Below are 16,166 nucleotides of genomic sequence, written 5' to 3'. Positions count from 1 at the left end.
TCCTTCCTTTCGGTCTGGCGCCGCATATGGGGGCTGGACAGCAGCGGGGCAAGCGGATTGGCTGACCCCCGCCACCCGCCCGGCCCGAGGACAAGACCCGCCGTGCCCGACCCCGCCCTCGTCCAGGCCGCCCTCGCGGCGCTGCCCGCCTTGGCCGAAGAGGCCGGGCTGCCGGCGGAGGGCTGGCAGATGCGCCCCCTGTCCGAACGTATCGACGCCCGCGTCGCCCGCATCCTCCTGCGCCTCGACCGGCCGGGGATGTCGCTCGTCCTCAAGCACGAGGCGCGGCCGCACAGACCAGAGGCGTTCGCCGCCGCCGCCGGCGCGCACATGGAGGCGCAAGCGGCGTTTCCCACCGCGCCCGGCCTCGGCATTCCCGCCCTGCTCGCCGTCGATATCGACCGCCAAAGCCTGCTGATGGAACACGCTGCCGCCCGCCCCATTGGCCCGCTGTTCGAGACCGCGCCGCATGGACCACTACTGACCCGCGCCGGCGCGTGGGTGGGCGCCTTCCATAGCGCGCGGCCCGGCACGCGGCGTATCTTCCAGCCGAAATTCACCCTGCGCTACCTCGACCGGATCCTCGGCGAGCTCGACGCCGGCACCCGCGCCATCGCCGCGCCTGACCGGTTCCGCGCCGCCGCCGCCGCACAGATCGCCGGCGCGGACCGTTTCGAGGGCCGGGAAACGGTCGCCGCGCGGCTCCACGGCGATCTGCACCTGCGCAACATTCTCGTCGGAGAGGCGGTCTGGGGCATAGATTTCACCCCCGGCGACATGGCGCCGGTGGGACACGATCTCGCACGGCTCCTGGTCGATTACGCCACGTTGCACGCGGACCACGCGCAGATCGCGTCGGGTGACGTGCTGCCGCAGGACGCCGAAGCGGCATTCTTCGAGGGCTACCGCGTGGTCGGCGCGAACGACCCCTCGGTGGGCCTGCTGCTGCGCCACAGGGTGCTTGCGGACTGGTGGGGCCTGCCGGCCGATCCCGGCGCACGCTCGCCGGCGCAGGCGCGGCGCTTCGAGAGACTGCAATCGCTCGCGGACCGGACCTTCGGGGTCTAGACCGCCGGCATCCGCCAGCGCTGCCGCAGGGCGCGCAGCGCGTGGCCCGGCAGGACAGCGGCGCAGGCGGCGTAGCGCGGCACCAGGCGCCGCGGGCTCGATGCCATGCGCCAGACCCATTCCAGCGCCATGCGCCGCACCCAGCGCGGCGCGCGCTCCTGGGTGCCGGCGAAGAAATCGAGCCCCGCCCCGATAGAGGCGAAGCCCATCTGCGGAAGCCTCTGACGACCCGCCGCCGCGAAGCGTTCCTGCTTCGGTGCACCCAGCGCAACGAAGGTCAGGCCCGCGCCGCTGGCCTCCAGTTCGGCAAGAACGGCCTCGGCGCCGGCACCGTCCGGATCGAACCCCATCGGCGGCGCGAGACGCGTGACGACCGTCAGGCCGGGCACGAGACGCTCCAGACAAGCCGCGGCGCCGTCCAGCGCTGGCTTGGTGCTGCCGACGAACGCCACTGGCACGCCCCGTTCCGCCGCGAGACGCGCGAGCGGCACGATCGCGTCCGAACCGGGGATGAGGTCGACCGACCGCCGCGCGAGGCGCGACATCCAGACGATCGGGTTGCCGTCCGCCGTCACCAGATCCTGCGCCGCATAGGCCGCGCGGAACGTCTCCGAACGCGCCAGCTTTACGAGGTGATCGAGGTTCAGCGTCGCGAGCGCAAACCCCTCACGCGCATCGAGCCGGCGGCCGACTTCTTCCGTCAGGATCGCCCAGCCCGTCATGTTGACAGTCAATCGGTGGCCTTGAATCGTGAATTGCATCGCAGTCAGGCACCCCGTAATGTGGCATGAACGCGCCGCCGGATAGCATATTACGGCGGCGCGTGACACGTTTTGACGATTCCCGCCCGAGTTTTCCGTATTACCCGGAGATCCGCGAAACGATGCCCCCGTCCGGGCGCAGATTGTGCACGCGGATGAACATACGTCGCATTTGAGCCATTATTCGGTGGTCTGGCTGCGCGCAGCGACGGCACGATTCGAATCGGAACAGGCAGATGAGCCGGAGACAGGCCGCACGAAACGCGCGCGAGGTCCCATGAGCGACGGCACGATCACCCTGATCGGCGCCGGGTTCGTCGCCGATCTCTACGCGCGCGCCCTGCCGCTTTATCCCGATCTGCGGGTTGCCGCGGTCTGGGATCGCGATCCCGACCGCCTGCGCGCCTTCTGCACGCATTGGAACCTGCCCGCGGCCGAGAGCCTCGACGCCGCGCTGGCCGCCACGCCGGCAGACGGACTGGTACTGAACCTCACCAACCCGGCCGCGCATCACGAGATCAACGCCGCCTGCATCGACGCCGGGCACCACGTCTATTGCGAGAAGCCGCTCGCGCTCGACACCGCCGCCGCGCGCGATCTGTCGGAGCGGGCGAAGGCCGCCGGGCTGCAGCTCGGCTCCGCCCCCTGTTCGGTGCTGGGCGAGGCGGCACAGACGCTCGGGCACGCGATCCGGACGGGCGTCGCCGGCACGCCGCGCGCGATTTACGCGGAGCTCGACGACGGGTTCGTGCCGCAGGCAGCCTACCGCAAGTGGATCACCGAAAGCGGCGCGCCCTGGCCGTTCGAGGACGAGTTCCGCACCGGCTGCACGCTGGAGCATGCGGGCTACTACCTGTCCTGGCTGATCGCCTGGTTCGGGCCGGTCCGCACGGTCGTCGCCGCCTCGGCCGAGACGATCCCGGGCAAGGAGGGCACGGGCCCGATGGCCGCCGACCTCTCGGTCGCCACGCTGTTCTTCGAGGACGGGCCGGTCACGCGGCTCACATGTTCCATCGTCGCACCGCACGACCACCGCATCCGGGTGATCGGCGATGGCGGCGTGCTGGAGACGCGCTCCGCATGGGACAACGCGGCACAGGTCACGTACCGTCGCCGCCTGACCCTGCGCCGCAAGCTGATGGAAAGCCCCTGGCCGCGCCGCCACCGCCTGTCCGGGCGGACGCATCCGAAGGTGAAACGCTGGGGCGCGGCGGCGATGAACTTCCTGCTCGGCCCGGTGGAAATGCTTGAGGCGATCGGCGCGGGCCGCCCGTCGCGCATCGCCGGCGACTACGCCGTGCATCTGACCGAGGTGACGCTGGCGATCCAGTACGCGGGCGAGACCTCGGGCGCGCAGGCGATGACCACGCGCTGCGCGCCGATGGAGCCGATGCCATGGGCGCGCTAGGCCGCATCGCGGTGACCGGCGCCGGCGGCTTCCTCGGCCGCGCGGTGCTGGCCGAGGCGCGGGCGCGCGGGATCGCGGCGACGGCGCTGGCGCGCCGGGCGGATGAGCTCGATGCGGACGTCGTGGCCTGCGACCTCGCCGATTCTGGACCGGAACTGGCGGATGCGCTGCGCGGCGCGGACGCGGTGATACACGCGGCGGCGCATATGGGCGGGGACACTGAAGTGCATGCCCGCGACACGCTGCGCGCGACGGAGCGCCTGCTGCGCGCGATGACCGACGCGGGGGTCGCGCGACTGGTTCTGGTCGGGTCGGCCGCGGTCTACGACGTTGCGGCTCTGCCGCCCGGCAGCGCGGTCGACGAGGACACGCCCGTCGCAACGGAGGCCGCCGCAGCCGACACCTATGCCCGTGCCAAGATCGCGCAAGAGGCGCTGGTGCGGGACTGGGCGGCGGCGCCCGGCCGGTCGGCGCATATCCTGCGGGCCGGGGCGGTCTACGGGCCGGGGCGGCTTTGGAACGCGCATCTGGGCGTCAGGGCCGGACCGGTTCTGTTGCGGCTCGGCCGCGGAGGAACGTTGCCGCTGGTCCACCGTGACCGGGCGGCGCGCGCGCTTCTGGACGCGGCCGGCACGGCGGGCGACGGCGTGACGGTGCTGAACCTTCTCGACGACGACCTGCCGGACCGGGGGCGCTACCTCGCCGCGCTCCGCCGCACCGGCTGGCCGACGGCGGTGGCTCCCCTGCCCTGGCCGCTGCTCCTGCCCGCCGCGAAGGCGCTGGCAGGCTGGCCGGGGCGGCCGGGCCTCCTGCGGGAGCGCGCGTTACGCGCCCGGATGGCGCCGTACCACTGGTCCAACGCCCGGCTGCGTGCCGCCTTCCCGGAGCGTGACCGCGGCACGTTCGAGGAGCGGTTCGGATGAGCCCGCCGAGGATCGCCTACCTTACCGGCGAATACCCCCGCGCCTCGGACACGTTCATCCAGCGCGAGGTGGCGGGCCTGCGCGCCTGCGGGCACGAGGTCCTGACCTGCTCCATCCGGCGCACGGGGGGCGAACACCTCGTCGGACCCGAGCAGCGCGCGGAACAGGCGGCGACCTTTCACGTTCTGGAGGCGGCGAAGCGGCCGGGGCGGCTGATCGCGGCGCATGCGCGCTGGATGCGGTCGCCGGGGCGCTACCTCTCGGCGCTGCGCCTCGCCTGGCGCACGGCGCCGGCGGGGCTGCGCGGGCACCTTTACAACCTGATCTATTTCGCGGAGGCCGGGGTGCTGGCGGCGCATCTGGCGGACCGGGGCGTCACCCACCTGCACAACCACATTGCCAAGGCCTCCTGCACGGTGGCGATGCTGGCCTCGGCGCTGTCGGGCCTGCCCTACAGCTTCACCATCCACGGGCCGGACATCTTCTTTGCCCCCGAGCACTGGCGCATCGACGAAAAGGCGCGGCGCGCGCGCTTCGTCGCCTGCATCTCGGATTTCGCGCGCTCGCAGCTGATGTGCTTTGCCCCGCAGGAGAGCTGGCCGAGGCTGCACGTCGTGCATTGCGGCGTCGACCCGGCGCGCTACGACGGCGCCCGGCCCGCGCCCGGCCAGCACCTCCTGTTCGTCGGGCGGCTCGCGGCGGTCAAGGGCGTGCCGCTCCTTCTCGACGCACTGGCGGCGCTGGCCCCGGAGCGGCCCGAGCTGCGGCTCACCCTGATCGGCGACGGGCCGGAGCGGGCGGCGCTGGAGGCGCAGGCGGCGCGGCTCGGCATCGCCAAGCGTTGCGCCTTCCTCGGCTTTCGCGGTCAGGCGGAGGTGGCCGAGGCGCTGCGCGAGGCGGATATGCTGGTCCTGCCGAGCTTCGCCGAGGGCGTGCCGGTGGTCCTGATGGAGGCGATGGCGGCGCAGGTGCCGGTGGTGACCACGCGCATCGCCGGAGTGCCGGAACTGGTGGAGGACGGCGTGCACGGCCGACTCGTCGCGCCAGGGGACGGCGCGACGCTACAGGACGCGATCGGCACGCTGCTGGACGATCCGGAGGCACGGGCGCGCATGGGTGCGGCCGGGCGTGCGAAGGTGGCGGAAAGCTACGACGCGGGGGGCGAGGCGCGGCGCCTGTCGGCCCTTATCCGGGCCTACGCGGGCGGCGAGGCGCCGCCGAAACGGCCGGAGCCGGAAGCATGAGCGTGGTCGACCTCGTCCTGATCGGCCGCAACGAAGGCGCGCGGCTCGTCGCCGCGCTGGCGGCGGCCGAGGGCCAGGCGCGGCGCATCGTCTATGTCGATTCGGGCTCTACCGACGGCAGCCTGGATGCCGCGCACACGGCGGGCGCCGAGATCGTGACGCTGGACCTGTCGGTGCCGTTCACCGCCGCCCGCGCCCGCAACGCCGGCGCGGCGCGGGTGCTGGCGGTGGACCCGCCCGATTACATTCAGTTCATCGACGGCGACTGCGCCATCGTGGACGGCTGGACCCGGCAGGCCGCAGCGCATCTGGACGCCCGCCTTGAGACCGCGCTCGTCACCGGGTGGCGGGCGGAAATTCATGCCGAGGCGAGCCCATACAACCGGCTGTGCCACTGGGAATGGCGCCGCCCGGCCGGAGAGATCGCGGCCTGCGGCGGCGACATGATGGTCCGGAGCGGCGCGTTTCAGGCGCTCGGCGGGTTCGACCCGACCGTGATCGCGGCAGAGGACGACGAGTTCTGCACGCGCCTCAGGAAAGCCGGCTGGCGGCTGGAACGGCTGCCGGCGGAGATGACGCGCCACGACGCCGCGATGACGCGGTTCGGCCAGTGGTGGCGACGGGCGGAGCGGACGGGGCACGGTTTCGCGCAGGTCGGACAACTGCATCCCGAGTATTTCGCTACCGAGCGGCGGCGCGCGCTGGTCTACGGGCTGGCTGTGCCCGTGGCCGCGCTGGTCGCGGCGGCGCTGTCGCCCTGGCTCGCGCTTGTCGTTCTGCTGGCCTATCCGCTGAACTGGTGGAAGAGCGCGGCGGGGCTGCGGCGGGACGGCCTCAATCCGCGCTCGGCGCGCGTCCTCGGCCTGCTCCTGACGCTATCCAAGTTTCCCAACCTGATCGGCATGGCGCGGTTCCACCTGCGCCGCGCGCGCCGCGCGCCGATGCGCCTGATCGAATACAAGTGAGACTGCCATGAGTCCCAAACGCATCGGCCTGGTCGGCGCCGGCTACATCGCGAGCTGGCACGCGGACGCGATCGGCGCCACGCAAGGCGCCACCCTCGCGGCGATCTGCGACCCCTCGGATGGCGCCGCGCAGGCGCTGGCAGAGCCAAGCGGCGTGCCGGTCTTCGCCTCGCTGGACGCACTGATCGACAGCCGCACCTGCGACGCGGTGCACATCCTGACGCCGCCGCATCTGCACCTGGCCCTGGGCCTGCAGGCGCTGGAGGCCGGGCTCGACGTGCTGATCGAGAAGCCGGTCGCCGAGAACGCCGAGGAAACCCGCCAGCTCGCCGCCGCCGCGGCGGCCTCGTGCGCGCGGTTCTCGCCCGGACACAACTTCCTCGGCCTGCCATCCTACGACCGGCTGAAGCGGATGATCGGACAAGGCGATCTCGGCCGCGTCTCGGGGATCGAGGTCACATGGGCGCTGCCGCTCGCGCCACTTCGGTCGGGACCCTACAACATCTGGCTCCTGCGCGAGCCGAGGAATCTGCTGCTGGAACTCGGCCCGCACCTCGCGGCCTTCGCGGTCGACCTGTTCGGCCCGCTGGAAGTGATCGCCACGGACGTCTCGAAGCCGGTGATGCTGCCCGGGGATGACCCGCGCCCGCAATCCATCCGCATCCTCGCCCGTGCCGGCCATGTCGACGTGACACTGACGCTGAGCATGGTGGAGACGGTCGACGACCGCTCCGTCACCCTGCGCGGCTCTTCCGGGCGCGCGCGGCTCGATTTCGCCGCCGACACGCTGGTGGTGGAGCGCGAGAACGCCTCGGACCTCGTGGTCAACCCGCTGCGCCGGCAGCTCGACCTCGCGCGCCAGCACGCCCGCGAAGGGCTGCGGAATGGCTGGATCCAGACCAGGTCGCTCAACACCAGGGGCCCCTATGCGCAGAGCTTCCGGGGGATGTGCGCGGCGATCTACGGCGCGGCGGAGGACGGCAGGTACAGCGCGGAGGCGGCCGTACAGGCCATGCAGGCGCTCGACGACGCACTGGCGCTGGTGCCGGCGGAGAAACTCACGCCCAAGGCGCCGGCGGTCGCCACCCGTGCGCCGCGTCCCACGGCTTTGGTGATCGGCGGCACCGGCTTCATCGGCCGCGCGCTGACCCGCGGGCTGGTCGCCGGGGGCACGGATGTGCGCGTCCTATCCCGCGGCCGCCACGGCCCCTTCCCCGACCTGCCGGACAATGTGGAGACGGTGGGCGTGTCGCTCAAGGATCGCGCGCAGCTGGTGCAGGCGATGGACGGGATCTCGGAGGTCTACAACCTTGCCCGCGCGCTTGGCACTTCGTGGGAGGATTGCCTCGAGAACGACGTGAAGCCGGCGGTGACCATCGCCGAGGCGGCGCTGGAGGCGGGGGTGTCGCGCCTCGTCTACACCGGCACGATCGCCAGCTACGACATGTCGGACCCCGCCGCGACGATCACCGAGACGACGGGCTTTCCGGGCGACATGACGGGCCGCAACCTCTACGCCCGGTCCAAGGCGGAATGCGAGCGCCGGCTGACGGCGATGCACCGCGACCGCGGCCTGCCTCTGACCATCGCGCGGCCCGGCATCGTGGTCGGTCCCGGCGGGCCACTCCAGCACTGGGGGATCGGGCGCTGGCACGGCGCCGGCGCGGTGCGCATCTGGGGATCGGGCGACAACATCCTGCCCTTCGTGCTCAACGACGACGTGGCGGACGGGCTCATCCTCATGGCCCGCAGCGACGCCGCGCTCGGGGAGGACTTCAACCTGATCGGAGAGCCGATGCTGTCCGCGCGCGGCTATTTCCGCGCCATCCACGACCGTCTTGGCGCGAAGATCCGGGTCTCCTCGGGCAACCTCACGGCGTTCTGGGCGGCGGACGCAATCAAGGCGATGCTGAAGCGGCACGCGCTGGGGCGGGCGAACGTGATCCGGCCGACGCGCGCGGACTGGATCAGCCGCGCGCACCTCTCGCGCTTTGCCAACGACAAGCCGAAAGAGGTGCTCGGCTGGCGGCCCGAGTCCAGCCGCGAGGCCTTCCTGCTGAAGGCCGTCGATCGCGCCGGGCTCTTCGGCTTTTGATCGCCGGCACGCCACGGGTCGTCGACAATCCCCGCCTTTCGGCCCTATTCTTGACGTCATTTCGTGGTGAATGAGGTGGAAGCAAAAGACCTTAATGCAATGCGGCTGGCCGCATGTCGCATCGGGTGCCGACCGCATGCCGGCACGGATGTGATCGTGCCCGTATCGAGGGGCAGACCGGGATGAACATGACGAACCGTCCGAAATTCCGCCGGCGCCGGCGGACCCAGCCGGAGCAGGAGCCGGCCGAGGACGACCTGCGCCCGATCCCCCCGCTCGACACCCGTCAGGAACGTCTCGCCCGCCGCGAGGCGGAGGCGGAGGCGGAACGTCAGCGCGAAGAGGCCCGGCAACAGGCCGAAGAAGACGCGCGCCGGCAGGCCCAAGAGGACCGCCTGCGCGCAGAGGAGGAGGCCCGCCGCCAAGCCGAGCAAGATCGCCAGCGAGCCGAAGCGGAGGCGCAGCGGCAAGCCGAGGCAGAGCGTCTCCGGGTGGAGGCTGAAACGCGGCGCAGGGCCGAGGAAGTCCGCCTTCGGGAGGAGACCGAGGCCCGCCAGCAAGCCGAGGAAGACCGCCAACGCGCGCGGGCGCGAGCCGATCAGGTTGCGCATGGCGATGCGGGGCCGGACGGAGCCGACGAACAGCGCACTGACCGGCGGCCGCACATCGAACGCGCCCCTGTCCCCGCGTCCGGCCGCGCCGTCGCGCGCGCGCCGGCCGTCGAGGACGACCCCGGTCTGATCTGGGACACGATGTCGAGCTTTCCGGTCGACGAGCGCGAACTCGACCGCAACCGGATCATAACGGCCAGCCGCCACGATCCGGCGCATGCCTCCTTCGACGTGCTGCGCACACGGCTGATGCAGGCCCTGAGCGAGCGACAATGGAGCCGCGTCGCCGTCACCTCTCCGACCCAGGGCTGCGGCAAGACCTTCACCACGGCCAACCTCGGTATCTCGCTGTCGCGGCAGAGCGGGCTTCGGACCGTGGTGCTCGACCTCGATCTGCGGCGCCCGGGGCTGCACGAGGTCTTCGGCTTGTCCAATCCCGGCCCGCTTGGCGCGGTGCTTCGCGGCACGACGCCGCCCGAAGCGCATCTGCGCCGGCTCGGCCCCAACGGCTTCCATGCCGGGCGCGACATCGCCTTCGGTTTCAACGATGCACCCGAGCCCTACGCGGCGGAATTGCTGCAGGATTCGCGCACCGCGCGCGCGCTCGACACGATAGAGGAACGCCTCGCCCCCGACGTGATGCTGTTCGACCTGCCGCCGGCGCTGGTCTCGGACGACGTGCTGGCGCTGCGCCCCTGCTTCGACGCCGTGCTTCTGGTGGTCGGCGGCGGCCTGACGAACCAGAGCGAGATCCGCGCGGTCGAACAGCGCCTGGGCGAGAATACGCCGCTCCTCGGCGTGATCCTCAACCGGGCCGAGGGCACCAATAGCCGAAAATACGCCTACTGAGCCGCGGCTCAGCCGCCGGCGCGCAGGAAGCGCCCGAACAGGCCGAGATCCAGCAACGCGCCGCCGAACGTCCGCGCCGCAGCGGCGCCCGCGGCGATCAGCGCCACCAGCCCGCCCAGCCACAGCAGCCGCCGCCGGCCTGCGCTGCGGCGCGACCGGATCCTGGGGATCGCCACGACCGGGGTGATGCCGAGCTGGCGCTCGAGCTGCGCGGCAGTCCGGATCGCGGGGTTCAGAAGCTCCAGGATGACCGCGACGCCGAGCGCGAAGATCACGCTGACCACGCCGCCGGCCATCGCGACCTTTCTCTTGCTGCGCGAGATCGACACCTCGGGCGGGAGCGCCGTCTCCAGCACCTCGAACCGGTCGGCGGCGTCGCGCTCCTGCAGGACCTGCGCCATCTCCGCATCGGCGCGGCGCCGGGTGATGATCGTGTAGCGCTCCTGCAGCTGGGTCAGCTCGCGCTCGAGCGCGCCGAGATTGCGCTCCACCTCCGGCGCGCGGTCTAGATCCGCCTGCAGCCCGGCGATCCGATCCTCCAGCAGCGACTTCTGGTCCTGAAGCTGGGAAACCTGGCGCTGCAGATCCTCGGCCCGCAACCGGACCGAGTTGTTCTCCAGCGCGATGATCTCGCGGTCGAGCGTCAGCAGGGCCTCTTCGAAACCGGCCAGCTGGTCGCGCAGCGCAACGAGCCCCTCGGGCAGCGATCCGGCGTTTTCCTCTTTGAAGGTGGCGATGCGGGCCTCGGCTTCCGCGATTTCGGCCGACACGCGGGCCGCTTCCTCGTCGAAGAAGGACAGGGTTTCCTGCGCGCGGACCTCGCTGCGGCTGCGGGATTCGGCGATGACGGAATGCATCAGGTGATTGGCGACATCGGCGGCCACCTGCGGATCGCCCAGCCGCACGATGATGCGCAGGCCCGAGGGCACGACATCGGTCTGCCAGGGCTGCGCGTTGCCGCGGATCTCCTCCAGCGTGATCGACTGGCGCAGGGCGAAGACACGCTCGTTCACCGACGGCTCGTCTTCGAACAGCGCATGTTCGTCCATCACGCCGAGAAGGTTGTCTCGGGCCATGAGGCGCTGTTCGATCAGCCGCACCCGGCGGGCGGGGTCGCTGGGCGGCAGAGTGGCGGACCCGGTCATCTGCTCGGGGATGCGCGCATCCTCGATCTGGACGACGGCGGTCGCCTCGTAGATCTTTTCCTGCTGCTGCGCGACGTAGACCGACGCGGCACAGCCCAGCGCGATCAACACGACGATCAGGAAGGCACGCCGACGCAGGGCGGCCACGACCTCCTGCACGGACTGGAACTGGTTCATACGACAAACTCCCGCAAAGGTGCCCCCGATGCGGAAACCGAAGCGCCGCATTTTGCGGCCATGTGCCTCGATCTCGCCTCCTGGCTACAGGATCAGCCCCAATTCGGCCATGTTTTTAGCTGCTCTTGATGGAAACAGCCCGTTTCCGGAAGCGTCCGGATGGTCACGGTTTCAGAAGGGCAACCGCGACAGCCGCGCAGCCGGCGCACGCCGGATCGAGTGATGCGTCTCTTTCGCATGGGCCGAGCAATGCCCCTGCGCGGAGCAAAGGCCGAAGGGTGACGAGGGACCGTCGCGCCAGTGGCGCGGCGTAAGCCCGAGGAGCGCGCATCGCCGGGCCGCCCCCGGACCGGCGCTGCGCGGCTTGAGCAAGGTGCAGGCGGTCGCCCGTGCTACCCCGCCTTGCGGCGGGCGCGCATGGCGGCGCGGCGGGCCATCGCGTCGCTGCGTGATTGTGCGCGGGCGTTCGCTGGCCCGGAGGTCTGCGGTTCGGCCGGGGAGCCCGACAATTCGGCCACCCGCTCTGCCAGTTGCCCCAGCACGGGGAAGCGGAAGATGTCGGTGATCGACAGATCTGGCACCGACAGCTCTTCGCGTATCGCGCGATGGGCCTGCACCGCCAGCAGCGAATGCCCCCCGAGGTCGAAGAAATTGTCGCGCCCGCCCGGCGCGGCGACCCCGAGGATCCGGCTCCAGATCGCGGCGATGGGGGTCTGCACCGCACCACCTCCCGCCGGCCGCGCCTTGGCGCGCGGCACCGGGGCCGGGGCCGCCTGCGCCGGTGCGGCTGCGGAGGGCGCCGGCAGCGCGCCGCGATCGACCTTCTTGTTGGGGGTGAGCGGAAACGCCTCCAGCCGCACAATGCGGCCCGGCACCATGATCTCAGGCAAACGCGCCGCCAGCGCGGCCTTCAGCGCCGCCTCGCCCGTCTCGGACCCGGTGTAGTAACCTACGAGCCGCACGTCGCCGGGTCGATCCTCGCGCGCAGCGACGACGGCCTGTCTTACCCCCGGCTGCGCCTCGAGCGCCGCCTCGATCTCGCCCAGTTCGATACGGTGGCCGCGGATCTTCACCTGGTTGTCCACCCGGCCGACGAAGTCGATACGCCCGTCCGCGCGGCGCCGCACCAGATCGCCGGTGCGGTACATCCGCCCGCCATGGAAGGGATCCTCGACGAAGCGCTCGGCCGTCAGTTCCGACCGGTTCCAGTAGCCACGCGTCACGCCGTGGCCGCCGATCCACAGCTCTCCCGAGACGCCCACCGGCACCGGCGCGCGCGCCGCATCGAGGACGTAGAGCCGCGTATTGGCGATGGGCCGGCCGATATTGACCACGCCTTCGCCGGCCGTTGCGCGTTCGACCGACGACCAGATCGTCGTTTCCGTCGGGCCGTACATATTGGTCACGCGCGCATCGGTGGCCGTGGCCAAATCGTCCACCAGCGCCCCCGGCAAGGGCTCCCCGCCGATAAACAGGTGCTTCACGCCGCGCAGCGCGAAACGCGCCTCGTCGTTCATCGCGATCATCCGCGCCATCGACGGCGTGCATTGCAGATGTGTCACCCCGTGCCGCACGACCTGCGCGGCGATGGTGAAATCGTCCTCCGCAGGCTCCGCCCCTGCATTGGCGCGCGCAACGACCTCGGCCAGCGGGCGCAGGCCCGCAAGGATGGTGTCCGGCGCGATGCCGTAGTCGATCAGGCAGGCGATTTCCGTCACGCCGATCTCGCGCAACCGGTCGGTCCGGGCCACGGCATCCTCGACCGTGCCGAAAAGGCCGCTATCGTTGAAATACCGCTCGAACGCGAAGTCGAGGATGCCCTCGAGCTCCTCCTCGGAGAGCGAGCCGAGGTCGAGCTGCATCGGGGTCTCCACCCCTTGCGGCTTCTTGAAGGCCGGGAAGGCCCAGGCGTATTGCTTGATGAGGCCGGCGGCGGAGCGCAGGTAGTCCTTCATCGGCTCCCGCGCGACCTCCCGCGCGGCGTCCCGCGTCTCGGCGATGCAGGTGTGCAGCATCAGCGTGACGGTGAAATCCGCCGGATCGTGGCCCGCCTCGCGCAAGGCGGCGTGATAGAGCCCGATTTTCTCGCGCACCTCGTCCACCGACTGGCCCAGCAGGTGCGTCAGGATGTTCGCGCCGATGCGCCCCGCCTCCTTCCAGGTCTCCGGGTTCCCGGCGGTGGTCACCCAGACCGGCAATTCCTGCGACACCGGGCGCGGCTGGGTGACGACCTCGTGCGGTGTGCCGTCCTGCTTAGGGAAGGCGACCGGCTCCCCCCGCCAGAGCTTCCTCAGCGTGTGGATCGTGTCGATCATCGCCGGCTTGTTGGCGGGCGGCGTGTTCTCCGGGCGCAGCACGAAATCGTCCGGCTGCCAGCCCGAGGCGATGGCCAGCCCCGCGCGCCCGTTCGTCAGGTTGTCGATGACCGCCCATTCCTCCGCGATCCGCGCGGGATGGTGCAAGGGCGCGACGCAGGACCCCGCGCGCACGCCGATATTCTTCGTCATGCCGGCCACCGCCGCGCCGGTGACGGAGGGGTTCGGATAGGGCCCGCCGAAGGCGTGGAAGTGCCGCTCCGGCGTCCAGACCGCGACGAAGCCGTTCTCGTCGGCGAAGCGTGCGCCTTCGAGGAGCGTGCGGTACTTGTCCGGCCCCACGCCGTCGTCGTTGCCCCAGTAGTAGAGCGAGAACTCCATGCCGCCGCGCCCCAGCGGCCCCTTGGAGATCATGCCGCGGTCGGAATCCGAGCTCAGCACCACCTTGTAGCCGCGCGCGGTCGTATAGAAGAGCTCCAGCACCGAGATATCGAAGCTGAGCGAGGTCACGGCCAGCCATGTGCCGCCCGGTTCGGGCACATGCGCGTCCATCCCGGCGTAGAAATTCGCGACGTTGCGATGTTCGACCATCACCCCCTTGGGCGTGCCGGTCGAGCCGGAGGTGTAGATGAGGTAGGCGAGGTCCTCGGGCGTGGCGCGCGGCTCCGGCGCCGTGACCGGCGCGGCGGCGAGGCGCGGGTCGGTGTCGAGGTTCAAGAGCGCCGCGCCGGTGCCGGGCAGCGTGCCGGCCAAGTCCGATTGCGTGACGACGATGCCGGCGCCGCTGTCGGTCAGGTAATGGCTCAGCCGGTCCGCCGGATAGGCCGGATCGAGCGGCAGGTAGGCCCCGCCCGCCTTCAGGATCGCGTAGGCCGCGACGACGAGGTCGGGCGAGCGGCGGCAGCAGAGGCCGACGACCGTACCGGGGCCGACGCCCATCTCGCGCAGAACGTGCGCGGCGGCGTTGGCGCGGGCGTCGAGCTGCGCATAGGTGAGCGCCTGGCTCTCGAAGACCAGCGCGGGGACGTTCGGCGTGGCCTGCACCTGCCGCTCGAAGAGGGCGTGCATGGTTTCGGGCGCGACATCGGTGCCCGAAGCGTTGACGGTGTCGAGCACGAAGGCGCGTTCGCTCTCGGGCATCACCGCCAGGCTGGCGAGCGGCGCGGCCCGTTCGGCCGCGTTGAGCGCGATCAGCCGGTCCGCTAGGATCTGCGCGTAGTCTCGGGAGATACGCCCGGTATCGGCATGAAGGAGCGCCGCGCCGTCCCGCAGTTCCACCGTCAGGGCCGCGCCGGGGACCGCGCCGGCGGCGTCCGACAGGGCGATCGCGGGCACGCGCAGACCGTTCAGCGCCGGATCGCGCAGCACCAGGTCGCGGGCGAAGCCGCCGCGTTTGGCGATCCTGTCGCGCTCCCCCGCAACTTGGCCCGCGAGGTCGGATAGGCTGCCGCCCCGCTCCGCCGTCAGAGGCACCCAGCCGGCGACCAGCCCGCCCTCGGCCAGCGTGGCGATGGCTGCATCGCGCCATGCGAGCACGACGCTCTCGCCGTCGGTCACCTGCAGCGCCAGCGCCGCGACGGCCTCCGCCCCGAGCGTGGGGAGGGGGAGGGCCACCGTCTCTCCGGCGCCTTCAGATGCCCCCGGGATCGTCGCAGGCCGCATCGTTGTCAGCGCCTCTCGCCAGAACCCGTCGTGGCGGGCGACGTCGGCCTCGTCCTCCGGTCGCTGCACTTGCGCGCCCACCGGCAGGGCGGCGGCGAGGTCGACCGCCCCGCCCTCCAGCGTTGTCAGCGTCACCGAAAGCGCCCCCTCGCCACAGGCAATCACCGCGCGACCGCCCTCATGGCGCAGGACGATGCCGGGCGTGCCCGTTCCTTCGGCGATCTCTGCCGAGGGGGCGGCGTAGACCTCCCCGCCCGCGCGCAGTTTCGGCACGCAGAGCGGGTTCCAGTAGCCGCCGTAGTCGAGCGCGCGCGCCAGCCGCTCCAGTTCCGCCGCCAGGCGCGCGGGATCGAGCACGCCCTGCCCCTCCGGCCGCTCGGCCTTGCCGTGCCACGTCCGGCGCGACAGGTCCTGCGCCACGCGCTCCGGCGCGCCGCGTTCGAGCGCCGCGACCAGCCCGTCGAAGGAGGCCAGCGCCGCCTCGAAACACTTCATGTTGAGCGTGAGCGCGGTGTCGCGCGGACCGATATCGACCGCGCGGGCGGCGAGGATGTCGCCCTCGTCGACGCCGCCCTCGATCAGGTGCCAGGCGATGCCGTGGCGCGCCTCGCCCGCGATCAGCGCCCAGACCGGCGCGTTAAGCCCGGCATGGCGCGGCAGCGGCCCGTCGTGGAAGTTGATCGCGCCTTTCGCGGGCCGGGCCAGCACGGCCTCGGGGATGATGTCGAGATTGGCGATGGAGAAGAGCCAGTCGCAATCCGGCGCGCCATCGGCTTCGCCCGGCGCCAGCACCGTCAGGCCGGCCCCGCGCGCCCAGTCCGCGACCGCCTCGGCCCGCGTGACCACGGCGGCGATGCGGTGGCCGCGCTCCAGAAGCTTGCGGCCGCATTCGGCGGTCAGGGTGTCGTGGCCCCAGACGAGGGCGGTAAACGCGGTCATGGCT

Annotated in this window: 10 protein-coding genes; 7 read left to right on the top strand and 3 right to left on the bottom strand. The window is 71.5% G+C overall.

What is annotated here, in order from left to right:
- Positions 1 to 102: 102 nt before the first annotated feature.
- Positions 103 to 1,068 carry a phosphotransferase gene (locus F3H57_RS05170; protein WP_223162965.1) on the top strand — a complete coding sequence of 322 codons (966 nt, stop codon included), beginning with the start codon at positions 103 to 105 and terminating at the stop codon, positions 1,066 to 1,068.
- Here F3H57_RS05170 and F3H57_RS05165 read toward each other — a convergent pair.
- On the bottom strand, positions 1,065 to 1,829 hold the full coding sequence (locus F3H57_RS05165; protein WP_149754789.1) for a WecB/TagA/CpsF family glycosyltransferase: 765 nt from the start codon (positions 1,827 to 1,829) through the stop codon (positions 1,065 to 1,067). The two genes, F3H57_RS05170 and F3H57_RS05165, sit on opposite strands and share 4 nt — an antisense overlap.
- A 277-nt stretch (positions 1,830 to 2,106) precedes the next feature.
- Between F3H57_RS05165 and F3H57_RS05160 the strand changes: the two genes are divergently transcribed.
- From F3H57_RS05160 to F3H57_RS05135, 6 genes are all read left to right on the top strand, one after another.
- Positions 2,107 to 3,237, top strand: a complete 1,131-nt coding sequence (locus tag F3H57_RS05160; protein ID WP_149754788.1) for a Gfo/Idh/MocA family protein — start codon at positions 2,107 to 2,109, stop codon at positions 3,235 to 3,237.
- Positions 3,225 to 4,160, top strand: a complete 936-nt coding sequence (locus F3H57_RS05155; protein WP_223162964.1) for an NAD-dependent epimerase/dehydratase family protein — start codon at positions 3,225 to 3,227, stop codon at positions 4,158 to 4,160. Before F3H57_RS05160 ends, F3H57_RS05155 begins: the two co-directional genes overlap by 13 nt.
- A complete protein-coding gene (locus F3H57_RS05150) occupies positions 4,157 to 5,404 on the top strand; it encodes a glycosyltransferase family 4 protein (protein ID WP_149754786.1) in 1,248 nt (415 codons plus the stop codon). The genes F3H57_RS05155 and F3H57_RS05150 overlap by 4 nt, the downstream gene beginning before the upstream one ends.
- Entirely contained in the window at positions 5,401 to 6,369 is a 969-nt protein-coding gene (locus tag F3H57_RS05145; protein WP_149754785.1) for a glycosyltransferase, read from the top strand. Before F3H57_RS05150 ends, F3H57_RS05145 begins: the two co-directional genes overlap by 4 nt.
- A 7-nt stretch (positions 6,370 to 6,376) precedes the next feature.
- Entirely contained in the window at positions 6,377 to 8,464 is a 2,088-nt protein-coding gene (locus tag F3H57_RS05140) for an NAD-dependent epimerase/dehydratase family protein (RefSeq protein WP_149754784.1), read from the top strand.
- Positions 8,465 to 8,646: 182 nt separating this feature from the next.
- The gene (locus F3H57_RS05135) at positions 8,647 to 9,924 is read left to right on the top strand and encodes a CpsD/CapB family tyrosine-protein kinase (protein ID WP_149754783.1); all 1,278 of its coding nucleotides are present in this window, start codon (positions 8,647 to 8,649) and stop codon (positions 9,922 to 9,924) included.
- Positions 9,925 to 9,932: 8 nt separating this feature from the next.
- Here the strand turns inward: F3H57_RS05135 and F3H57_RS05130 are convergent, their stop codons facing one another.
- Together F3H57_RS05130 and F3H57_RS05125 are read right to left on the bottom strand one after the other, a co-directional pair.
- Positions 9,933 to 11,246: a GumC family protein gene (locus tag F3H57_RS05130; RefSeq protein WP_149754782.1), complete on the bottom strand. Its 1,314-nt coding sequence runs from the start codon at positions 11,244 to 11,246 to the stop codon at positions 9,933 to 9,935.
- 392 nt (positions 11,247 to 11,638) lie between these two features.
- On the bottom strand, positions 11,639 to 16,162 hold the full coding sequence (locus F3H57_RS05125; RefSeq protein ID WP_149754781.1) for a MupA/Atu3671 family FMN-dependent luciferase-like monooxygenase: 4,524 nt from the start codon (positions 16,160 to 16,162) through the stop codon (positions 11,639 to 11,641).
- Positions 16,163 to 16,166 lie beyond the last annotated feature (4 nt).

Source organism: Roseivivax sediminis (assembly GCF_900112685.1).
GTDB lineage: Bacteria > Pseudomonadota > Alphaproteobacteria > Rhodobacterales > Rhodobacteraceae > Roseivivax > Roseivivax sediminis.
This window is presented reverse-complemented; position numbering and strand designations above follow the sequence as displayed.